This window comes from Allokutzneria albata (assembly GCF_900103775.1).
In the GTDB taxonomy this organism is placed as follows: Bacteria; Actinomycetota; Actinomycetes; order Mycobacteriales; family Pseudonocardiaceae; genus Allokutzneria; species Allokutzneria albata.
This window is the reverse complement of the sequence record NZ_LT629701.1, coordinates 3,247,421-3,268,979: the sequence shown is the minus strand read 5'-3', so window position 1 is coordinate 3,268,979 and position 21,559 is coordinate 3,247,421. Positions and strand designations below refer to the sequence as shown.

Below are 21,559 nucleotides of genomic sequence, written 5' to 3'. Positions count from 1 at the left end.
AGGTGATCGGCGTGATCGCCCTCGCCGTCGGGGTCGTGCTCGGCCTGTGGCTGGACCCGACCGTGCCCGACTGGATCCAGCCGTACCTGCCGATCGCCGTCGTGGCCGCGCTGGACGCGGTCTTCGGCGGGCTGCGGGCCCGGCTCGACGAGATCTTCGACGCCAAGGTCTTCGTGGTCTCGTTCGTCTCCAACGTGCTGATCGCCGCGCTGATCGTGCTGCTGGGCGACGAGCTGGGCGTCGGAGGGCAGCTGTCGACGGCGGTGGTGGTGGTCTTCGGAATCCGGATCTTCGGCAACGCCTCGGCCATCCGCAGGCACCTCTTCAAGGCGTGAGGCATGGCTGATCCCAGGGGACACCGGCTGCTGTCCGGAACGCTGATCGCGGTGCTGTGCCTGGCGCTGGGGCTCGCGCTGGTCACCCAGGTGCGCAGGACCCGCGCCGGGGACGGCCTCGCCGACCAACGCCCGCAGGACCTCGTGGTGCTGCTGGACGGGCTGCGCCAGCGGGAGGCCGCGTTGCACAAGGAGATCGCCGAGTCCGAGGCGACGCTGCGCAGGCTCCGGGCCAGCGGCCAGGGCGCGGGCGCCGCGCTGGAGGAGGCCAGGCGCAGGGCCACCGCGCTCGGCGTGCTGGCGGGCACCGTGGCGGCGGCCGGACCGGGCGTGCGGGTGGAGATCACCGATCCGCGGGGCAAGGTCGGGCCGGAGACGCTGCTGGACGCGCTGCAGGAGCTGCGCGCGGCCGGGGCCGAGACGGTGCAGGTCGGCCCGGTGCGGACCGGGGTCGACTCGGCGTTCGGCGGAGCCGCCGGGCGCGTCCGGCTGGACGGAACGGACCTGTCGCCGCCCTACGTGATCGCGGCGGTGGGGGACCCCCCTACGCTTGCACAAGCGCTGAACATCCCGGGCGGCGTGGTGGACTCCGTGGAACGGGCCGGTGGTGGCTCCCGCGTCGTGCAGAGCGAGCGTGTGGAGATCACCGCCTTGCGGCCCGCGCGCAGCCACAAATACGCTCGCCCGGCCGGTTGACAGTCGCGAGCCGGTTTGCGTACGGGACGGGAGGAGAACGCTCGGTGGTTCCCGAGGACTTGAGGTACACAGAGCAGCACGAATGGGTCGCTCGCACGGGTGAGGACACCGTGCGGATCGGCATCACCGACTACGCCCAGAACCAGCTGGGTGACGTGGTCTTCGTGCAGCTGCCCGACCTTGGCAAGAAGGTCGCGGCCGAGGACGTCCTCGGCGAGGTGGAGTCCACCAAGAGCGTCTCCGACATCTACGCCCCGCTGGCGGGCGAGGTCGTCGCGGTGAACGAGGCCGTGGTGACCGCACCGGAGACCATCAACACCGACGCCTTCGGCGACGGCTGGCTGGTGGAGCTCAAGCTCGACGACCCGTCCGCGGTGGACGGCCTGCTCGACGCGGCCGGGTACCGTGGAAAGATCAACGAAGGCTGATCGGCGAAGCGTGATATCGATCTTTCGACGGCTGTTCGGCAAGCGGAGGAGCCAGGCCGGGCCTGCGACGAGCGGCACGGTAGGTTTGACCGACACTTCGCAGGATTCATCCAGGACGAGGAGAGCTCAGGTGAGCCAGAACGACGGGCCCGGCGGCGTCCCGCCGGAGCGGGCGCCGGAACAGACGTCGGTCTTCCGCGCCGACTTCCTCGCTGACGTTGAGGGCGCCGAGGCGCCTCCTGCCCCCGAACCCCCGGTCTCGGGTGTCGACGCCCTGCCGTCCGGTTCGGCGCTGCTGGTGGTCAAGCGCGGTCCCAACGCGGGTTCCCGGTTCCTGCTGGACCGGGACACCACCAGTGCGGGCCGGCACCCCGACAGCGACATCTTCCTCGACGACGTCACGGTCTCCCGGCGGCACGCTGAGTTCCGCCGCGAGGGTTCGGACTTCGTCGTGGTCGACGTCGGCAGCCTCAACGGCACCTACGTGAACCGGGCCCCGGTGGACACCGCGGTCCTGGCCAACGGCGACGAGGTGCAGATCGGCAAGTTCCGGCTCGTCTTCCTGACGGGCCCGAACAACTAGAGGACAGCTGCGAGATGACGGCGGCGGCCGGACGGGCCAACAGCGGGGGTTCGAGCATCGGAGCGGTGCTCGCACAGCTGCGGTCCGAGTTCCCGGAGGTGACGATCTCCAAGATCCGCTTCCTGGAGTCGGAGGGACTGGTCCGTCCGGCGCGCACGTCCTCCGGCTACCGCCAGTTCGCCAAGGCCGATATCGAGCGGCTGCGGTTCGTCCTTGCCGCGCAACGGGACCACTACCTCCCGTTGAAGGTGATCAAGGAGCAGCTGGACGCGGCGGACCTGGCGGAGAACGGCACCGACCCGGCGGCGGCGCAGCTGTCGGTGGTGCCGGAGCCCCCGGCCCGCCCCGAGCCGCCGGACGCCGCCCGGCGCAGGCGGCTGACCAGGGAGGAGTTCCTCGACGCCAGCGGTGTCGGGGAGGCGCTGCTCGGCGAGCTGGAGCAGTACGGCCTGGTCCGCCCGGGGGCGGCGGGGTTCTACGAGCAGGACGCGGTGCCGATCGCGCGCACGGCGAAGGAGCTGACCGGCTTCGGCATCGAGCCCCGGCACCTGCGCGGGTTCCGCTCCTCCGCCGACCGCGAGGTGGCCCTGCTCGAACAGATCGTCGCTCCCGTTCTGCGCCAACAGAATCCGCGGGCGCGGGAGCGGGCGGAGGAAATACTGGACCGGCTGGCGGCGTTGTCGGTGTCGTTGCACGGCATGCTGGTCAAGGCCGGGCTGCGCGGTGTGGCCAAGGGCTGAGAATGTGCGCGGCATGCCAGCCGGATCGCGGGTAGCGTCGGCGGTGACGGTGCGGGATGCTCGATACAGGCGAGGTTTTTCGAACGTGGAGAGCACTGGAGGAGGCGAGATCCGATGAGCGAGATGCGCGTCGTCGGGGTGCGGGTCGAACTGCCCCACAACCAGCCGATCCTGCTGCTGCGCGAGACCGAGGGCGATCGGTACCTGCCGATCTGGATCGGCTCGGTCGAGGCCACGGCCATCGCCTTGGAGCAGCAGGGCGTCCGGCCGGCCCGGCCGCTGACCCACGACCTGCTCAAGGACGTGATCGGGGCGCTCGGCCGGGAGCTGGAGCAGGTGCGGATCACCGACCTGCAGGAGGGCACCTTCTTCGCCGAGCTGGTCTTCGACGGGGACCTGCGGGTCTCGGCGCGGCCCAGTGACTCGGTGGCGCTGGCGCTGCGGATCGGGGTGCCGATCCACGCCGAGGAGTCGGTGCTGGCCGAGGCCGGCCTGGTCATCCCGGACGAGCAGGAGGACGAGGTGGAGAAGTTCCGCGAGTTCCTCGACAACGTCTCGCCCGAGGACTTCGCCGCCCCGGAGAGCTGATTCGGTTTTTCTGCCCGCCTCGGACCTGCAACGTGCAGATCCGGGGCGTTGTCATGTCCGCCCGAGGTGTGGCGGACGTCCCGCGCGTCGTCGCCCGCGCCCGCGTCCCGCTGGGTCAAGATGGGGTGCCCCGGCGAGTGGCCGGGTGGGTGCCTGCGGCGCAGTGGGGCGTGCAATACTCGCACTGCAACTTTCATTCACGGGTCGTGGAGCTGCGGGGAACCGTCCTGTCCTGCGGCCTGACCGGGGTCGTGCCAGGCTAGGCGTGATCTTGGTGGCCCCCTCCGCGTCCGCGGTCACCCCCGCGGGAAGAACCCTCGACCCCGAGTTGAGGGTTCCTGTTGCCCGCGCGTCGCGTTGACCGTCTCCCTGGCCGGTTCTACCGTCGAGACCGAGCGAGTCCTTCCGGTGTAGTCCACCGGGTGGATGCCGCGGCCGGCGGACCGAAGTGGATCGGTCCACACAGCCGGCGGCGCCGGTCTGCTGGCCGGCCGAGGGGAGGCAGGCGTGGGCGAACAGGCGCCAATCCGGTTGGGCGCTGGCGAGCAGGGCGAGCTGTTCCCTGACATGACCCTGCCTGACGAGATGGTCGGCTACCGCGGCCCGGCCGCGTGCCAGATCGCCGGGATCACCTACCGCCAGCTGGACTACTGGGCCCGCACCGACCTGGTGGTGCCGACGATCCGCAGCGCGCACGGCTCCGGCAGCCAGCGGCTGTACTCGTTCAAGGACATCCTGGTGCTGAAGGTGGTCAAGCGGCTGCTGGACACCGGGGTCTCGCTGCAGAACATCCGGGTGGCCGTGGAGCACCTGCGCAGCCGTGGCGTGCAGGACCTGGCCAGGATCACGTTGTTCAGCGACGGCACCACGGTCTACGAGTGCACCTCGCCGGAGGAGGTCGTCGACCTGCTCCAGGGCGGTCAGGGCGTGTTCGGCATCGCCGTCAGCGGCGCCATGCGGGAGATCAGCGGCACCATCCACGCCTTCCCCGCCGAGCGCGCCGACGGCGGCGAGTGGCTGCCCGACACCCCCGACGAGCTGTCCCAGCGCCGCGCCCGCCGCATCGGCTGACCCCGGTCCAGCCGGTTCGGGGTCGTGGAGACGCCGCTGCCCGGCCGGGACCGTGTCGCGTCACAGTTGGCGGGGGGAGGCCGGCACTCCAGGTAGGATTCGCGCGTAGTCGCTGATCCCACGCGGGAGAGACCGTGACGGGCCGGGTCGACCCGGTACCCAGGAACGGCGCCGAAGGAGCAACTCCTCCCCGGAACCTCTCAGGCACCCAGGACCGCGTGGGCAGACGCCTCTGGAAAGCGGGCGCGCCCGGGAGTCCCAGCCCGGGTGCAGGTGCCCCGCCGACGGTGCAAGCCCGGAGCCCCGGGCGAAGCTCTCAGGCACCCGGGAACGGGTACGGACAGAGGGGGAGGGCCCACACCGGGCACCCGCCCGGCCGCGCGCCCTGAACCCCTTGCCGGAGGCGAGAGCATGACCCAGCCCACCCCCGACCGCATCCCGCTGGCCGCGCTGGAGCACGGCACCCCGTTCGCCGACCGCCACGTCGGTCCCCGGCCCGCCGAGCTGGCGCGGATGCTGGACGTGGTGGGCGTGGGCTCGCTGGAGGAGCTGGCCCAGCGCGCGGTGCCGTCGAGCATCCACGAGAAGGACCTGACGCTGGCCCTGCCCGCCCCGGCGACGGAGGCCCAGGCGCTGGCCGAGCTGCGCGAGCTGGCCGGGCGCAACCGGTTGGCCGTGCAGATGATCGGTCTGGGCTACTACGGCACGATCACCCCGCCGGTGATCCGCCGCAACGTGCTGGAGAGCCCGGCCTGGTACACCGCGTACACGCCCTACCAGCCGGAGATCTCCCAGGGGCGGCTCGAGGCGCTGCTGAACTTCCAGACCATGGTCGCCGACCTGACCGGCATGGACGTGGCGAACGCGTCGATGCTGGACGAGGGCACGGCCGCGGCCGAGGCGATGACGCTGCTGCGCCGCGCGGGCCGCTCGAAGTCGGCGAAGTTCGTGGTGGACGCGGACACGCTGCCGCAGACCCTCGCGGTGATCGAGACCCGCGCGGAGCCGCTGGGCATCGAGGTCGTGGTGGCTGACCTGTCGCAGGGCATCGAGGGCCTCGGCCTCGGCGGCGACTACTTCGGCGTGCTGCTGTCCTACCCCGGAGCCTCCGGCGCGGTCCGCGACCTCGGCTCGGTGATCGAGGAGGCGCACGCGCAGGGCGCGCTCGTCGCCGTCGCCGCGGACCTGCTGGCGCTGACCCTGCTGCGCGCGCCGGGGGAGCAGGGCGCGGACGTGGTGGTCGGCACCTCGCAGCGCTTCGGGGTCCCGATGGGCTTCGGCGGCCCGCACGCCGGCTACATGGCCGTGCGCAAGGGACTGGAGCGGCAGCTGCCCGGCCGTCTCGTCGGCGTGAGCGTGGACGCGGACGGCAACCCCGCCTACCGCCTGGCGTTGCAGACCCGTGAACAGCACATCCGCCGCGAGAAGGCGACCAGCAACATCTGCACCGCGCAGGTGCTGCTCGCGGTGATCGCGTCGATGTACGCGGTCTACCACGGCCCGGACGGCCTCAAGATGATCGCCGCCCGCGCGCACCGGATGGCCACCGTGCTCGCCGCCGGGCTGTGCGAGAACAACATCGAGGTCGTGCACGGCGAGTTCTTCGACACCGTGCTGGCCAAGGTCCCCGGCCGCGCCGCGGAGATCGTCGGCACCGCGCGCGAGCACGGCGTGAACCTGCGCCTCGTCGACGCCGACCACGTGGGCATCGCCTGCGACGAGACCACCACGCGCGACCACCTGTCCCTCGTGTGGAAGGCGTTCGGCGTCGTCGTGTCCGATGTGGACGTCCTGGACGCGGACACCGCGGACGCGATCCCCGCCGAGTTCCGCAGGACCTCCGAGTACCTGACCCACCCGGTGTTCCACACGCACCGCTCGGAGACCGCGCTGCTGCGCTACCTGCGCTCGTTGTCCGACAAGGACGTCGCGCTGGACCGCAGCATGATCCCGCTGGGCTCGTGCACGATGAAGCTCAACGCCACCGCGGAGATGGAGCCGATCACCTGGCCCGGCTTCGCCGACGTGCACCCCTTCGCCCCGGTCGCCGACGCCGAGGGCTACACCGGCCTGATCGGCGACCTGGAGCGGTGGCTGGCCGAGGTCACCGGCTACGACGCGGTGAGCATCCAGCCGAACGCGGGCAGCCAGGGCGAGTTCGCCGGCCTGCTGGCGATCCGTGCCTACCACCGCAGCCAGGGGCAGGACGCGCGCGACGTCTGCCTGATCCCGTCCAGCGCGCACGGCACGAACGCCGCCAGCGCGGTCATGGCTGGCATGCGGGTGGTCGTGGTCCGCTGCGACGACAACGGCAACATCGACATGGACCACCTTAGGTCCACTGTGGACGAACACCGCGACGACCTGTCGGCGATCATGATCACCTACCCGTCCACCCACGGCGTGTACGAGGACACGGTGCGCGAGGTCTGCGCGCTGGTGCACGACGCGGGTGGCCAGGTCTACGTGGACGGCGCGAACCTCAACGCGCTGATCGGCCTGGCGCGCATGGGCAAGTTCGGTTCGGACGTCTCGCACCTGAACCTGCACAAGACCTTCTGCATCCCCCACGGCGGTGGCGGCCCCGGCGTCGGCCCGATCGGCGTGCGCGAGCACCTCGCGCCGTTCCTGCCCAACCACCCGCTGCAGCCCACCGCGGGCCCGGCCACCGGTGTCGGCCCGATCTCGGCGGCCCCCTGGGGCAGCGCGTCGATCCTGCCGATCTCCTGGGCCTACGTGCGGATGATGGGCGGGGACGGCCTGCGCAGGGCGACCCTGACCGCGGTCGCGGCGGCCAACTACGTGGCGCGGCGGCTCGACGAGCACTTCCCCGTTCTGTACACCGGCGAGGGCGGTTTCGTCGCCCACGAGTGCATCCTCGACCTGCGGCCGATCACCAAGGCCACCGGCGTGACCGTGGACGACGTGGCCAAGCGGCTGGCCGACTACGGCATGCACGCGCCGACGATGTCCTTCCCGGTGGCGGGCACGCTGATGGTCGAGCCGACCGAGAGCGAGGACCTGGCGGAGCTGGACCGCTTCTGCGACGCCATGATCTCCATCAAGGCGGAGATCGACCGGGTCGGCTCCGGCGAGTGGCCGGTGGACGACAACCCGCTGCGCAACGCCCCGCACACCGCGGCGTGCCTGACCGGGGAGTGGTCGCACCCCTACACCCGGGCCGAGGCGGTCTACCCGGTCGGCACCGGCGCGCCGAAGATCTGGCCGCCGGTCCGGCGCATCGACGGCGCGAAGGGCGACCGCAACCTGGTCTGCTCCTGCCCGCCGCTGAGCGCCTACGGCGACTGAAACACCTGGCTGGCTCATGCGGGGAGGGGTTACCCTTCCCGCATGAGCTGGCGACATTGATCCACGACTAGGGGTCCCCCGGTGGCCGCGGTTGGTTCCGCGTCCGTGCCCCAACTCCCGGGAAAGACCCCATGACCGCATCTTCTTCACGTGCCCGCAGGCTCGCAGGCACGTTGTACGCGTACATGTTCGCCGGCAGCCTGGTGCTGCTGTACCCGGTGTACTCGCTGCTGTTCGTCGACACCGGGCTCTCGGTCGCCGAGATCTCGTCGCTGTTCGTCATCTGGTGCGTCGCCGCGCTCGTGCTGGAGGTTCCCTCCGGAGCGTGGGCGGACACCTTCTCCCGCCGGTGGTTGCTCGCCCTCGGGCCGTTGTGCGCCGGAGCGGGCTACGCGCTGTGGATCGCCTTCCCTTCGTACTGGGCGTTCCTGCTCGGGTTCGTGCTGTGGGGTGTCGAGAACGCGCTGACCTCCGGCTCCCTCGAAGCACTGGTGTACGAAGAACTCGATCGCCTCGGTGCGGCGGACCGCTACGCGCGGGTCATGGGCCGGGCACGGGCGGCGAGCCAGTTCGCGATCGTGCTGGCCATGGCCTTCGCCGGTCCCGTGCTGGCGCTCGGCGGCTATGAAACCGTTGGTGTTGCCAGTGTTCTGGCCTGTGTCGCCGCCGCGGGAATCGCCTTGCTGCTCCCCGAGCACCGTGTTCGGACGGAGAAGGACGAGCCGGGCTACTTCGTCACTCTGCGCCTGGGACTGCGTGAGGCCCGTGTCGATCCGGCGGTGCGGCGCACGCTCCTGGTGCTGCCGTTCGTGATGGGCGTGTGGGACGCGCTTGAGGAGTACGTTCCCTTGCTGTCGTTGGAGAAGGGGGTCGCGCCGACAGCGGTTCCATGGGTGATGCTGCTGATCTGGCTCGGCGTGACCAGCGGCGGACTCCTTGCGCCCCTGGGAGAACGGCTCGCCACGAAAGGGATCAGCGGGTTGTTGGCGCTCGGGGCGTTCGCGCTCGGCGCGGGAGCGCTCCTGGATTCCTTCGCTGGATTCTTCTTGCTGGCATTGGGTTTCTGTGCCTTTCAACTGGCGAGCGTCGTGCTCGGCGCACGGTTGCAGGAGAACATCACCGGCCCCAGTCGGGCCACGGTGACCTCGTTGGCGGGCTTGGGCGTGGGAGTGCTGACGGTGCTGCTCTACGGCACTTACGCCGCGGCGTCGGCGGGGATGTCCCAGGGAGCGATCTTCGCGATGTTCGCGGTGCCGTACCTCGTGTTGGCGGTCGCGCTGGCCGCTGGAGAACGACGGCCGGCGCGGGTTCAGCAGAGCGCGGTTCGTGTCCGTTCATGATGGTCACTCGTGTTGTGCGCCGGTGCCCATCAGCTTCTCCAACTGGCTGCCGCCGCGGCGTGGCGCCTACGGTTCGGTCGTCTTGATCGATCAGAAAGAGAGGACCGAACCGTGTACCACAAGCTCGCCGTGGTGGGGCTGGCCGCATTCGGCCTCATGTCGCTGTGTTCCCCCGCGCAGGCCGAGGCCGCCAGTGGCTGCAAGGCGGTTCCGGGCGCACCGTTCTCTTCCGGTCGGGTGGTGTACGCCGATGTCTCGGTGCGAGGCTGCACGCACTTCCTCAACCCCGGGTGGCAGGCGTACCTGGAGTGGCGGAACATGCTCGGTGGTTGGACGAGGAAGGCCGAGTACACGCGCACGGGTGACGGTTCCGCGCAACTGGCCTATTCCTGCACACCCGGTGAGACGGAGACCTACCGCACGACGATTCGGATCAGCAAGCACAACAAGCCCATGAGCCGGGAAGTCCGAATCACCTGCTGATCACGCAGGAGGATCCCTTCGTCCACTGTCGTGCCGGTCAGGAGTTGGGGATGCCCGGGTTCTGCTGCCACCGCCCGGTTCTGGCCACGCTCCTGATCCAGTCGGTGTAGGCGGAGACCTTGGTGTAGACGGCGGGTTTGCTCTGGTCGCCGCACACCACGCCCCACGAGACGACGCCGACCAGGTGCATCCGCCCGGAGAACGCGGCCATCAGCGGGCCGCCGGAGTCCCCCTTGCACACGTCCTTGCCCGGTGCCGCGGCGCAGGTCTGGACGCGCGGGTCGAAGGTCAGGCGCAGCAAGGGGTACAGGCGCGTGCACAGCAACTCCTGGTTCAGCAGCGGCACTTCCAGCAGCTTCACCGAGGCTTTCCCTTGGTAGGTCGTCATCCCCCAGCCCGCGGCGACCGCGGAGAAGAACCCGGTTCCCGGCTTGGGCAGCGCGATCGTCTGGATGCGGCGGTCGTCGAGCGGGATCTCCTCGGCGAGCTCGATCATGCTGATGTCGTTGAGCAGCCTGCTCCCCCGGTTCTCCTTCGGGTCGACGTAGCCGGGGTGGTCGACCAGCCTGCGCACGGCCGCCGTGCGCACCGGCTGCCGCCAGTCGGTCGCGCCGAGCGCCACCGCGATCCCGGTGGCCCGCCGCCCGAACGTACAGTGCGCGGCGGTCACCACCCACCTGCTGTTGACCAGGGAACCGCCGCAGAACTGGGTCTTCCGGCCGGTGTCGATGATCGCCACCATCCACGGGTACCGGTTCGCCTTCACCTGGGTGCCGCCGACGATGCGCGGCCCGGGGTCCGCGTGCGCGGTGGCGGGGCTGAGCAGGGCGGCGACCGCGAGTGCCGCGGTCAGGAGTGCGCGCACCACGGGAAGCTCCTTTCCTGGCGGGACAGGGTGACTTCCCGACCGACCTAACCAAGGTTGGCGCCGGTGCGAGAGCTCTCTTGCCCGATCGCGTGTTTCTTTCGCCCGGCTGAGCGAAGTTTGCGAGGATGCCGCAATGGCGGAGTTCGCGGAGAAGCACCTCGTGTACTGCTGGATCGAGCGCGGCGACGCGGTGCTGTTCATCCGCCGCCGGGCCAAGGGGTTCCTCGGTGGCCGGTGGGAGCTGCCGGGCGGCACGGTGGAGCCGGGGGAACCGGAGGAGAGCGCCGCCGTCCGCGAGGCCGCCGAGGAGACCGGGCTGTCCGTGCGGGTGCTCGGCGAGCGCAGCACGCACACGTGGATGGACGTCGACGGCCGTCCACTGCGGATCCACGCGCGGATATACGAGGTCGCCGACGACGGCACGTCCGAGGTGGTGCTCAACCCGGACGAGCACGACAGCTGCGTCTGGCTGGCGCCGGAGCGCGCGGCCGAACTGGACCTCGTCGACCACGTCAGGGCCTCGCTGGCGCTGACCTGACGCGGGTGTTGCGCGCGGTGTTACGTTGCCCTGATGGATGATCAGCGGTCAGTGACGATCTCCGTGCGCGGCACCGGGACCACCGACTGCCTGCGCTCGCTGCGGGGATGGCTGGTGGAGACCGGTGAGCTGCGCGGGCCGCTGCACCTCGGCCACCGCCCCTGCGGTGCGAGCGGGCCCGCCGGCGTGGTGGACGTGCTCGTCGTCGCCACGGACACCGAGGGGGCGACGTCGGTGCTCGCCTCGGCCGTGCTCTCCTGGCTGAGGCACCGCGAGACCGGCGTCGACCTGAGCCTGGCCACCGCGGACGGGGCCACGGTCGAGCTGCGGGCCGACCGGGTCCGCGCCCTCGACGAGGACGGGGTGCGCGCCGAGTCCGCCCGCCTGGCCAGGCAGCTCGCCCCGTCCGTCCACTGAGGACGGTCTGCGGAAAACCCCGTGACAGCCGGGGAGCGGGCTGTCATCATCGTCGCCATGTTCACCACGGCCGTCCCCTCGACGCTGGCAGGCGCAGACCTGTCCGGCGCGCTGGCGGCCGTCTCCTCGGTGCTGGCAGGCGCCCGAAGCTGACCCTCCTCCCATCTTCCAAGAACCACGGAGGAGGGTGTCGGCCCCGCGATCCACCCCCTGACCGGGGGACGCGCGCGCCCAGGTTCTTGACCCTCACGCCACGTGGGGGTTCAGCCTTGTTCGCACAGCGAGCCAGACCAGGGAAACAGCCATGAGCAAGCAGGAGCACCTGCGGACCAAGCCCCACCTCAACATCGGCACGATGGGTCACGTCGACCACGGCAAGACCACGCTGACCGCGGCGATCACCAAGGTGCTCGCCGAGCGGGACGGCACCACCCGCTACGTCGCCTTCGACGGGATCGACAAGGCGCCGGAGGAGGTCGCCAGGGGGATCACGATCAACATCGCGCACGTCGAGTACGAGACCGCGACCAGGCACTACGCCCACGTGGACATGCCGGGCCACGCCGACTACGTGAAGAACATGATCACCGGCGCGGCCCAGCTGGACGGGGCGATCCTGGTGGTCTCCGCGCAGGACGGCACGATGCCCCAGACCCGGGAGCACGTGGTGCTGGCCCGCCGGATCGGCGTCTCGCACATCGTGGTGGCCATGAACAAGGCCGACGCGGTGGACGACCCGGAGCTGCTGGACCTCGTCGAGCTGGAGCTGCGCGAGCTGCTCAGCACCTACGGCTTCCCCGGCGAGGAGGTCCCGATCGTGCGGGTCTCCGCGCTGCGGGCGCTGGAGGGCGACCCGGAGTGGACGCCGAGCGTGGTCGAGCTGCTGGACGCGGTGGACCGCTACGTCCCGGAGCCGGTGCGGCACCTGGACCGGCCGTTCCTGATGCCGATCGAGAACATCCTCACCATCACCGGGCGCGGGACCGTGGTCACCGGCGCGGTGGAGCAGGGCGTGATCGGCGTCGGCGACGCGGTCGAGGTGGTCGGGCTCGGCCCCACGGTGAGCAGCGTGTGCACCGGCATCGAGACCTTCGGCAAGTCGCTGCCGCAGGCCCAGGCCGGGGACAACGCCGCGCTGCTGCTGCGCGGGGTGCGCCGGGACGACGTCCGCCGCGGCCAGGTGGTCTGCCTGCCCGGCAGCGTGCGGCCGCACACCCGGTTCCGGGCGAGCGTCTACGTGCTCTCCGCGGAGGAGGGCGGCAGGCGCACGCCGTTCGGCGCGAACTACCGGCCCCAGTTCCACTTCCGCACCAGTGACGTGGTCGGCGTGGTGGAGCTGGACGAGGGTCAGTTCGTGCTGCCCGGCGACTCGGTGGAGTTCACCGTCGAGCTGGGCAAGCCGATCGCGATGAGCAAGGGCCTCGGCTTCGCGATCCGCGAGGGCGGCAGGACCGTCGGCGCGGGCACCGTGCTGGAGATCCTGGCCTGACCTCAGAGTGGGGCGTCGCCGTTACCGGTGGCGCCCCGCTCTCGCGTAGGAGCGGGTCATCTCGGCGAGCAGCGCGATCGCGACGATGCCCAGGACGCCGTGGTACCACTGCCAACCCACGCCGATCCCGATGAACGCGTCCACGACCATGATCGCCGCGCCGCCGCCGACGGCCAGCAGCAGCACGGCCAGCACGGCCAGCATCACCGTTCTCGGCACCCGGCAGCCCACCGCGGTCACGGTGGCGAGGGCGATGCACGCGCCCGCCACACCGGAGGCGCTGGCGAACCACTGCGCGGTGGCCGGGTCCAGGACATAGCTCGCGGTCTCCTCGGCCGACACGGGAGGACCACCCGGGAACCCGAGCCGGGCCTGCACCGCGAATGCGGCTTTCCCCGCTGCGTAACCGAGGAACAGCAACGCCAGGGTGTACGCGGGCCATCGTCGTGCACCAACCATGCCGACGACGCTACGAGCCGCACGCCGCGCAGCACTCCCCACACCGAGCCGGATGTCCTCCCCCGCGAGAGGGAGCGCGCCTACGTGCGGTCGGCGCGCCAGGTGGCGAGCGTGGCCTCGACGTCGACCTGGCGGGTGCGCATGGGCGGACCGATCTGCGGGGCCAGCTGTGCCTTGCGGATCCGCTCGTTGAGGTCCGGCAGCAGATCGCGCACGGCGTCCTCGGAGCGCAGTTTCGCCAGTCGCTGCGGCAGGTCCTCGGCCTCCTTGGCCAGCGCGAGCGACGGCGGCAGCAGCGCGGAGGTGTCGACGTTCTCCTTGCGCAGCTTCTCCGCGATCCACTCCATGGTGCCGCCGTGGCGTTGGGGGATCGGCTTGCCATGACCGGGGAGGTCGGCCATCTCGCCGCGTTCCTCGGCCTCGCGCACCTGCTGGTCGATCCAGGTCTCGAACGAGGTCCCCGCCGGTTTGCGCTCCGTCATGACGTCCCCCTCGTGTCGTTCCGCCTGAGCCCCATCCTACGGAACGGCACGCTGGAGGCGTGACGACACCGGAACGCGAGGCCGAGGTCCTTCTCGCGCGCCGCCGAGTGGGTTCGCGGCCTGGAAGACGTTGTGGCGCTTGGGTTGGTCGGTTCGTGGGCCCGGGGTGGGGGCCGTGGCTCACCGAGCGCCGCCTCCGGCTCGACTCGGCCTTGAGGTGGAGGTCGGGATCGCCGAGAACGCTCCGGCCACAACGAATCCCGTCGACCCGCGCGCTGATCCGGTGCTAACCGGCGAAAGCCGGGTAGAGCGGCATCGTGGGCGCTTCCCACCGCTGCGTCGCGGCGAGCAGTCGACGCAGCAACTCCGAGGTGGCGGGCAGGTCGGGCACCTCGGAGAGCAGGGTTTCCCAGCGGTAGCGCAGCAACTGGCGCATGCTCGGCACGGGTCGCCTGGTCCGGTGCAGCAGCCTGTCCTCGTCGAGGACCCGTGGGGTGAGCGCCGTCGTCGCGTCCAGCGTCCACGCGATCATCCCGAGCCGCATGCCCTCGCGCCACACGTGATCGTCGAGCAGGTCGGGGTGCCCCTTCGCCACTTCGGCGCGGTACTCCGCCTCGATCGACTCCTGAATGCCTTGCGGCAGGCGGAAAACACACCAGCACGAGGAGAACGGCATCCTGGTGTAGACGGCGTCGATGAACACCGAGTGGTACTCGGCGCCCTCGAAGTCCAGCAACCGCACCCGGTCCGGGAAGAACAGGTTGTTGTCCGGGCAGATGTCACCGGGGGAGTAGACCGGGAACTGCCGCAGCCCGAGGATCGGTGACACCTCGGCGAGCAGCCCGTCCGGCGCGGTCACACCGAGCGAGCCGAGCACTGCGGGCAGTCCGTCGAGCGCGTCGCGAATCCACGGGTCGTCGCCCCACTTCTGGTCCCCGCGGTCATAACGGGCGCGCAGGGCGGCGAACTCGTCCTGACGGCCGACGGTCTCCGCAGCGAGCCTGCCGTACGCGCGCGCCCACGCGAGCAGAGCTTCCCTTGCCGTGTCGGCGGAATCGCCGAGGAGCGCGTCGGCGAGGCTCGGTGCCTCTCCGAGATCTTCCATGACCAGCAACGGGAACTCGGTGTCCACAGCGAGCAGCTGAGGGCCCGAGCCGGCACCGAGCGCCAGCCCCGCCGCCTCGGCGGTGAAGCAGCGCAACGCTTCCGGCTCGTTCTTGTACGCCTTCACGATCACCGTGCCGCCGTCACCGGTGACGCAACGGGCCGCAGTGGACCGCGCGGAGCCGCCGAGGTCGACGGGATCCGCTACCGACGTGCCCAGGACGGCCGTCGCCGTGCGCAGGATCTCTTCCACGTCAGCGGTTCCCGGCCAGCAGCTGGCTCAGCGCCGGGTCGAGCGCCCTGCCGTTGGCCGCGACCGACACCGTGCCGCCGTTGGCGCGGGCGATCTGGTTCAGCGGCGCCCGGTCGACGTCGGAACCGAACGCGATGAAGCTGATCGACAGCGGCTTCTCGTCGTTGCGCAGCTTGTTCAGCTCGGTCTGCAGCTGCTGCAGGGTGATCCCGCCGTCGTTCGAGCCGTCGGTGACGACCACGATCCGGTTCGTCCGGCCGGCCTCGTAGTTCTCCATCGCCGAACGATAGACGGCCAGCACGCTCGTGTAGGTCTGCGTCGCACTGGTGGGCTTGAGACCGTTGATGGCGTCCATCAGCAAGGTTCGCTGCTGGGACACCGGTTTCGTCGGCGCGAGCTGCTTGTACGGCTTGGCGCCGTCGAGCGAACGGGAGAACTCCCACAACCCGAACAAGCCGCCCACCGAGCGCTCCACCTGGCCCCGCAGCGCGCGTTTCAGCCACGCCATCCGGGTTTGCCCGTCACCGCCGTCCTGGGTCATCGACCGGGACACGTCGACCAGCACGGTCACCGCCTGCGCGCCCGCGCCCGAGCTCGCCCACGCCGCGGAGATCTGCTGCGTGGCGTCGGCGTCGGCGGGCGCCAGCGCCTCCGGCGTCGCGGCCCAGCGGATGCCGGGCGAGGGGTTCGGCCGCTCCTGGGTGGAGCCGACGCGGACCCCGGACTGCTGCGCCAGCAACCGCTGCTGGTCCGGCTCCTTGAGGAAGTCGCTGAACCGCTGCGCCGCGCGCACCTGCACGTCGTCGGTCAGCTCACCGGCCAGCGCGACGAAGGGGTAGTCGGCGGTGGGCGTCGGCCCGCCCACCTGCACCCCGGACAGCGTGCGCACCGGGGACGGCGCGGCGTCCTTGCCCACGTTGCGGCGGTAGAGGTCGGCCTCCACCACCGGGACCGCCTCGAAGGGCGCCTTCGCCAGGTCGTCGACCTTGCCCAGCTCCACCAGGGCTTCCAGCGTGGTCGACGGCGGCTTCGCGGTGTTGGCCGTCGCCAGCCGGTTCATCACGTCCTTGATCCGGTCGTCGGAGAGCATCTCCGTGGTGACCGGCCCCCGGCCCTGCGGGCTCGCCCCCGCGAGCGCGGACTGGATCGCCAGCGCGCTCGCCGGGTTGCGGGCGGGATCGGGGATGGTCAGCGTCAGCGCGCCCCACTCCGGCTTCTGGAAGCGGCTCCAGCCGTTGTCCACCGAGGCCAGCTCGGGCAGGTCGGACCAGCGGAAGGAGCTGCCGGAGAGCATCGCCGCGCCCGCGGGCTCCGGAACGGCCAGCAGCACCGGGCTGGTCGCGATCGAGGCGGGGGTGGAGCCGAGCAGCGCCGCGTTGGCCGCCTTGAGCTGGTTCACCCACAGCGACGACTCGGGCAGCCACGCCGAGGGCGGCGGGCCGACCTTGCTCTGGTCCCAGCCCTGGCTGAGGTTCTGCAGCGTCATGGCCGAGTCCATCGCCTGGACCTCGACCTGGACGCAGTGGTTGCGGATCACCGGGCGCTGCGCGGCCCACGCGGTCGCGGCCTGCTGCACCGGCTCGGCGATCGAGGGCGCCACGGCGACCCGCAGGGTCGCGTTCCCCTCCGGGCACCCCTCGCTGCTGCTCGCCGCCCGCTCGTCGAGGACGCTGTTCACGTAGTCCCAGGCGAACCAACCCAGGCCCAGCACGGCCACGACGGCGACAGCCACGATCGGCCACAGTGCCACCCCGCGCCGGGTTTTCAGCAGTTCCGCGCGGTGTCGACCCATCAGCGACGTCCCTTTCCAGCGCCTGGCTCGCGAATGCTCAACGTAGTCGGCGCCGGGCTACATCGCCCCGACAGAGAAGCCCGGTCGTCCGTTTCACGCTAACAGGTGAAGGCAATACGTCAAGGAACGTGACGCTAAGTGGACAGAGTGTTACCGGGTAGCGCCAACGGGGTACTTGAGCAGACGTTGGCATACGTCGATCAGCGCCTGGCGCAGCGGCGCGGCGCGCTCGGCGAAGGCGGCCTGGGCCTTCACGTACTCGGCGCGCCCCTCGGGCGTCTCGATCCGCACCGGCGAATAGCCCAGGTCAGCCAGGTCGTAGGGGCTGGCGCGCATATCGAGTTCGCGCACGTCCACGGCGAGTTCGAAGCACGAGGCGACCAGATCACTCGGCGTGAACGGCGCCAACTTGTAGCTGTGCTTGAAGAGATCCATATTTCCGTGGAGGCACCCGGGCTGCTCTAGCGCGATCTGTGACTCGCGCGTGGGCTGCAACGCGTTCAGCGGGCGCGCGGGCGTGGTGAAGAACCTAAAAGCGTCGAAGTGGCTGCACGCGATCCGGGACCCCTCGACCACGCTGTCGGTCCCATCGTGCCCAAGGCGCAACGACCAACCCGTGTGCCGAACTTCCTCGGGAGTCGTCCGGTAGACCATCGCCCACTCGTGCAGACCGAAGCAGCCCAGGCGCGGCGAGCGCGATGCCGTCGCAGTGAGCAGTGCGAGCACGAACTCGGCCGTGCGCCGCCGTGCTTCTGTGAACGCCATCGGGTCGAGCGCGACGCCTCCGTCGGTCCCGGTGTATCCGGCCCAATCCAAGTACTCGTCCGCGCCTTCCAAGACGACATCGGGGCCAGGGTGCCACCGCTCCAACCGTGAAGGACGGAACGAGTAGTAGGTGAACAGGAAGTCCAGGACCGGATGCTTGAGCCCTTTGATGCGCCGCTCGCGGTGTCCTTGCGTCCACGGCCTGACGCGTGCGAGATGAGCGTCACGGCGCGCACGCCACTCCGCCTCGCTCAGCACCACGGTCATGCCGCACAGCGTATTAGTGCGGTGAGATGCGGAATCCGCCGGTGACCGCTTCGGCCAGGTACAAGGGGCGCTTCTTGCCCGCGTTCCACTGCGCGCGCAACGCCGACGACAGGTCCGACAGCACGAAGTCCTTCGTCAGCGCCCCGGAAGCGGCAAGCATGTGAATCGCCTCGTAGACCGACTCCGTGATGCTGGACAGCGGAGGAGCCGCAGCGCCGAACCGTTCGCGGTAGCGACGCAGGAAGTCCTTGTTGGGCTTGGAGTCCACTTCCTGGAAGTAGCCGAACGTCGCCCACACACCGCGCGCCGCTTCACCGCCCGTGAGGTCGCGTGTGGACTCGTCGTAGGCCATCGACAGCGTCCGGCACCGGTCCCGCAACCCCGCGCTGTACGACTGCCGCTCGAACAGTGCCGAATCCGAGCCGACGAACGTCGACACCACCACGTCCGCACGGCTCGCGATGATGTCCTCGATGACGTCGGAGAAGTCGCGGGTGCCCATGGGCTTGTAGCGCTCACCCGCCACGGCGCCGCCGAGCCGTTCCACGAGCGCGCGTGCGGTGGCGTTCATCACGCGCGGCCACACGTAGTCGTTGCCCGCTAGGTAGACGTTGCCGCCAGTGCTCTTCATCAGCTCCGGAAGCGCCGTGCGCAGCTGCGCGGACGGGCGCTCGCCGAGCCGGACCACGTTGGGGGAGTAGCGCCCGCCCTCGTTGATCGGCGTGTGCACGAGCAGCACCCCGAGCCGCCGGGCCAGCTTCGCGATCACCGGGAACACCGCCGACGTGCAGTTCGTGACCACGACGCGGCAACCGTCGAGACCGACCAGTCTGCGGAACTGCTCGGCGCCGACGTCCGGAACGCTGGCGTCGTCGCGCACCACCACCTGCAGCCGGCAGCCGTTCACCCCGCCGTCCGCGTTGACCTCGTCGGCGGCCATCATCGCCAGCTTCTCCGTGGTGGCGCCGAAGATGCTGGCCGGGCCGGACTTGCTGACCAGCACGCCGATCCGCACCGTGCCGGGCGCGGCGCGCTCCTCGATGGGGTCGTAGCCGCGCTGGCGCAACAGCCAGGTCACCGCGTCGCCCGGCACCTCGACACCGAGGCGCACCGTGGTGCCGGAGCCGTCCTTCGCGGGCAGCATCGTGCAGCTCACCGTGCCCGGCCAGGGCGCGTGCTGCTCGATGACGATGCGGCGCGGCGGGTCCAGCAGGGCGATGCGGCCGGTGGCCTCGATCGTCGCGCTCGCCGGATCGGCCGGGTTCACCGGCAGGTCGAACCGCACCAGCGCGCCGACCCTCATGGCGTCGTAGTCCGCGCCGAAGAGCCAGCCCGCCGACTCGTCGCTGCCCAGCAGGGCGAACACGTCCCCGGGATGGAGCGGGACGTGTCGTTGCTGGGTCAGGACGAGGTTCCCCACCGTTGCCCTTCGAGCTGGTCCTCGGTTCCGGGCGCCCTCCGCTCGGCGACCGCGGCCAGCGCGTCGAGGGAGGCGCCGTAGAGCGTGCTGAGGAAGCTGAGCACCTCGTTCATCGGCTCGACCCGCAGCGAGTAGAAGCGGTACTTGCCCGCCCGGCGCTCCTGGACCATGCCCGCGTCGCGGAGCACCCGCAGCTGCATGGAGACGGCGGTGCGGCCGATGTGGTCGAACCGGGAGGCGAGGTCGGAGACGGTCAGCTCGCCGTGTTCGGAGAGGAGGCTGAGCACCGTGCGCCGGGTGTCGTCGGCCAACGCGTCGAAGGCGGAGGCCTCACCGCTGCCCGAGATCTGGCCCACCGAACCCGCCCGACGTGGTCGCACACTCCAAGATCGCCACTGTATCTCCGCGTTTGCCACCATGGCAAACCGTCACTCAGGAGGTCGAAGCGCAGGCGTGCCACCCGGCGAACGGGTCAAGATCCATTGACACGATCGTCAGCGCGTTCATACCCTTTGTGCCATCTGGGAAATCCGGACGGACCAGTCACGAGAACTGTGGCACAGAAGGGAACTGTCGTCGATGGGCATCGTCCCTCCTTCCGTCGCGGAGCTCAGGGAGATCGCGGAGCGGTACGGCCTGTCCCTCGACGACGGCGCGCTCGAGTCCTTCCGCGATCTGATGGCACCAACCCTCGCCTCCTACTCCGAGGTCGAGCGGCTCCACGCCGAGCGGGCCCCCGAACCGCCTCGGCGGGAGCACGCTCCTCCCGCGCGCTCGGAGAACCCGCTCAACGCCTGGTGCCTGCGCACCGATCTGCGCACCCGCGAGGACGGCCCGCTGGCCGGGCGCACCGTGGTGGTCAAGGACAACATCGCCGTCGGCGGCGTGCCGATGGCCAACGGTTCCCGGGCGCTGCGCGGGTTCGTGCCGCGCGCCGACGCCACCGTGGTGACCAGGGTGCTGGACGCGGGTGGCCGGATCGTCGGCAAGGGCACCTGCGAGGACCTCGGCTACTCCGCGGGCAGCCACACCGGCGCGGACGGTCCCGTGCGCAACCCGTGGGACCCGGAGCGCTCCGCGGGCGGCTCCTCGTCCGGGCCCGCGGTGCTCGTCGCCACCGGCGAGGCGGACCTGGCGCTCGGCGGCGACCAGGGCGGCTCGCTGCGCGTGCCCGCCGCGTTCAGCGGGGTCGTCGGGCACAAGCCCACCCACGGCCTGGTGCCGTGCACCGGCTCGTTCCCGATGGAGAACACCCTGGACCACCTCGGCCCGATCGCGGCGACGGTGACCGACGCGGCGACGCTGCTGGGCGTGCTGGCCGGGCCGGACGGGCTCGACCCCCGGCAGGACCCGCGCACCGCGCCCGCCGACTACCTCGCCGACCTCGACGCCGGGGTCGAGGGGCTGCGCATCGGCCTGCTGACCGAGGGCTTCGGCCTGCCCGGGCTGTCCGATCCGAGGGTGGACGCGGCCGTGTCGGCCGCCGCGCACCGGCTCGCCGAAGCGGGCGCGGTGGTCAGCGAGATCAGCGTTCCCTGGCACACCAAGGGTTTCGACGTCTGGAAGGTGATCGCCACCGACGGCATCGCCTGGCAGATGATCGACGGCAACGGCCTGGCCCGCGGCGTGCCGGGCCCGATGGACCCGGAGCTGGTCGCCCACTTCGGCGCCGGGCGAGCCCGGCACGCCGACGCCTTCTCCGAGACCGTCAAACTGGTCGCCCTCAACGGTGCCTACACCCTCGGCCGCTACCACGGGGCGCACTACGCCATGGCCCGCAACCTGGTCCCCGAGCTGATCGCGGGCTACGACACCGCACTGTCCGAAGTGGACGTCCTGGTGCTGCCGACCGTGCCGCACGTGGCGAACCGCTTGCCCGGCAAGGACTCCTCGCGCGAGGAGTACGTGGGCGCCGCGCTCGGCATGGTGCACAACGTCGCGCCGCTGGACGCCAGCGGTCATCCCGCCACCGCGGTCCCGGCGGGCCTGGTCGGCGGCCTCCCGGTCAGCATGATGATCGTCGGTCCGCGATTACGCGACGACCTCTGCCTGCGCGTGGCGCGGGCGCACGAGCTGGCCATGGGGGGCTTCCCCACGCCGGACCGCAGCACCAGCACGGCGAGAGTGTGAGA

Annotated in this window: 23 protein-coding genes and 1 riboswitch; of the genes, 15 read left to right on the top strand and 8 right to left on the bottom strand. The window is 70.8% G+C overall.

Annotation, left to right across the window (positions count from 1 at the left end; all coding sequences use genetic code 11):
* The first annotated feature begins 2 nt into the window (after positions 1-2).
* The 10 genes from BLT28_RS14740 (at position 3) to BLT28_RS14695 (ending at position 9,573) form a co-directional block, all read left to right on the top strand.
* Positions 3-335 carry a small basic family protein gene (locus BLT28_RS14740; RefSeq protein ID WP_030429524.1) on the top strand — a complete coding sequence of 111 codons (333 nt, stop codon included), beginning with the start codon at positions 3-5 and terminating at the stop codon, positions 333-335.
* A gap of 3 nt (positions 336-338) precedes the next feature.
* A complete protein-coding gene (locus BLT28_RS14735; protein ID WP_043811433.1) occupies positions 339-1,031 on the top strand; it encodes a DUF881 domain-containing protein in 693 nt (230 codons plus the stop codon).
* A 44-nt stretch (positions 1,032-1,075) separates the two neighbouring features.
* A complete protein-coding gene (gene gcvH, locus BLT28_RS14730; protein ID WP_030429526.1) occupies positions 1,076-1,459 on the top strand; it encodes a glycine cleavage system protein GcvH in 384 nt (127 codons plus the stop codon).
* Between the two features lie 130 nt (positions 1,460-1,589).
* Positions 1,590-2,042 (top strand): glycogen accumulation regulator GarA, encoded by a 453-nt coding sequence (gene garA / locus BLT28_RS14725; RefSeq protein ID WP_030429527.1) that lies wholly within the window; start codon positions 1,590-1,592, stop codon positions 2,040-2,042.
* Between the two features lie 14 nt (positions 2,043-2,056).
* Complete coding sequence (ftsR, locus tag BLT28_RS14720; protein WP_030429528.1) at positions 2,057-2,782, top strand: transcriptional regulator FtsR; 726 nt, start codon at positions 2,057-2,059, stop codon at positions 2,780-2,782.
* Between the two features lie 114 nt (positions 2,783-2,896).
* Positions 2,897-3,370 carry a bifunctional nuclease family protein gene (locus BLT28_RS14715; RefSeq protein ID WP_030429529.1) on the top strand — a complete coding sequence of 158 codons (474 nt, stop codon included), beginning with the start codon at positions 2,897-2,899 and terminating at the stop codon, positions 3,368-3,370.
* 567 nt (positions 3,371-3,937) lie between these two features.
* The gene (locus BLT28_RS14710; protein WP_231950786.1) at positions 3,938-4,441 is read left to right on the top strand and encodes a MerR family transcriptional regulator; all 504 of its coding nucleotides are present in this window, start codon (positions 3,938-3,940) and stop codon (positions 4,439-4,441) included.
* Positions 4,442-4,554: 113 nt separating this feature from the next.
* A riboswitch (glycine riboswitch) is annotated at positions 4,555-4,668 on the top strand.
* 184 nt (positions 4,669-4,852) lie between these two features.
* The gene (gcvP, locus tag BLT28_RS14705; RefSeq protein ID WP_030429531.1) at positions 4,853-7,750 is read left to right on the top strand and encodes an aminomethyl-transferring glycine dehydrogenase; all 2,898 of its coding nucleotides are present in this window, start codon (positions 4,853-4,855) and stop codon (positions 7,748-7,750) included.
* 131 nt (positions 7,751-7,881) lie between these two features.
* The gene (locus BLT28_RS14700; RefSeq protein WP_043811435.1) at positions 7,882-9,090 is read left to right on the top strand and encodes an MFS transporter; all 1,209 of its coding nucleotides are present in this window, start codon (positions 7,882-7,884) and stop codon (positions 9,088-9,090) included.
* Positions 9,091-9,201: 111 nt separating this feature from the next.
* The gene (locus tag BLT28_RS14695; RefSeq protein ID WP_030429533.1) at positions 9,202-9,573 is read left to right on the top strand and encodes a hypothetical protein; all 372 of its coding nucleotides are present in this window, start codon (positions 9,202-9,204) and stop codon (positions 9,571-9,573) included.
* Between the two features lie 37 nt (positions 9,574-9,610).
* Here BLT28_RS14695 and BLT28_RS14690 read toward each other — a convergent pair whose 3' ends face one another.
* The gene (locus BLT28_RS14690; protein ID WP_030429534.1) at positions 9,611-10,441 is read right to left on the bottom strand and encodes a serine protease; all 831 of its coding nucleotides are present in this window, start codon (positions 10,439-10,441) and stop codon (positions 9,611-9,613) included.
* Positions 10,442-10,574: 133 nt separating this feature from the next.
* Here BLT28_RS14690 and BLT28_RS14685 point away from each other — a divergent pair, with 133 nt between their 5' ends.
* The 4 genes from BLT28_RS14685 (at position 10,575) to tuf (ending at position 12,885) form a co-directional block, all read left to right on the top strand.
* A complete protein-coding gene (locus BLT28_RS14685) occupies positions 10,575-10,979 on the top strand; it encodes an NUDIX hydrolase (protein WP_030429535.1) in 405 nt (134 codons plus the stop codon).
* Positions 10,980-11,012: 33 nt separating this feature from the next.
* The gene (locus BLT28_RS14680) at positions 11,013-11,396 is read left to right on the top strand and encodes an effector-associated constant component EACC1 (RefSeq protein ID WP_156050917.1); all 384 of its coding nucleotides are present in this window, start codon (positions 11,013-11,015) and stop codon (positions 11,394-11,396) included.
* Positions 11,397-11,417: 21 nt separating this feature from the next.
* The gene (locus BLT28_RS42540) at positions 11,418-11,549 is read left to right on the top strand and encodes a hypothetical protein (protein WP_269459652.1); all 132 of its coding nucleotides are present in this window, start codon (positions 11,418-11,420) and stop codon (positions 11,547-11,549) included.
* A gap of 151 nt (positions 11,550-11,700) precedes the next feature.
* Complete coding sequence (tuf, locus tag BLT28_RS14675; RefSeq protein ID WP_030429537.1) at positions 11,701-12,885, top strand: elongation factor Tu; 1,185 nt, start codon at positions 11,701-11,703, stop codon at positions 12,883-12,885.
* Between the two features lie 21 nt (positions 12,886-12,906).
* Here the strand turns inward: tuf and BLT28_RS14670 are convergent, their stop codons facing one another.
* From BLT28_RS14670 to BLT28_RS14640, 7 genes are all read right to left on the bottom strand, one after another.
* Complete coding sequence (locus BLT28_RS14670) at positions 12,907-13,344, bottom strand: hypothetical protein (RefSeq protein ID WP_043811438.1); 438 nt, start codon at positions 13,342-13,344, stop codon at positions 12,907-12,909.
* A gap of 80 nt (positions 13,345-13,424) precedes the next feature.
* Positions 13,425-13,826, bottom strand: a complete 402-nt coding sequence (locus BLT28_RS14665; protein ID WP_030429539.1) for a DnaJ family domain-containing protein — start codon at positions 13,824-13,826, stop codon at positions 13,425-13,427.
* A 286-nt stretch (positions 13,827-14,112) separates the two neighbouring features.
* Positions 14,113-15,183, bottom strand: a complete 1,071-nt coding sequence (locus BLT28_RS14660; RefSeq protein ID WP_052407301.1) for a hypothetical protein — start codon at positions 15,181-15,183, stop codon at positions 14,113-14,115.
* Between the two features lies 1 nt (position 15,184).
* On the bottom strand, positions 15,185-16,975 hold the full coding sequence (locus tag BLT28_RS14655) for a substrate-binding domain-containing protein (RefSeq protein WP_030429541.1): 1,791 nt from the start codon (positions 16,973-16,975) through the stop codon (positions 15,185-15,187).
* A gap of 150 nt (positions 16,976-17,125) precedes the next feature.
* Entirely contained in the window at positions 17,126-18,007 is an 882-nt protein-coding gene (locus tag BLT28_RS14650; protein ID WP_030429542.1) for a hypothetical protein, read from the bottom strand.
* 13 nt (positions 18,008-18,020) lie between these two features.
* A complete protein-coding gene (locus tag BLT28_RS14645) occupies positions 18,021-19,427 on the bottom strand; it encodes a substrate-binding protein (RefSeq protein ID WP_052407302.1) in 1,407 nt (468 codons plus the stop codon).
* Entirely contained in the window at positions 19,409-19,783 is a 375-nt protein-coding gene (locus tag BLT28_RS14640) for an ArsR/SmtB family transcription factor (RefSeq protein WP_052407303.1), read from the bottom strand. Before BLT28_RS14640 ends, BLT28_RS14645 begins: the two co-directional genes overlap by 19 nt.
* Positions 19,784-20,006: 223 nt before the next feature.
* Between BLT28_RS14640 and BLT28_RS14635 the strand changes: the two genes are divergently transcribed.
* The gene (locus BLT28_RS14635) at positions 20,007-21,557 is read left to right on the top strand and encodes an amidase (RefSeq protein ID WP_030429545.1); all 1,551 of its coding nucleotides are present in this window, start codon (positions 20,007-20,009) and stop codon (positions 21,555-21,557) included.
* The last annotated feature ends 2 nt before the right edge of the window (positions 21,558-21,559 follow it).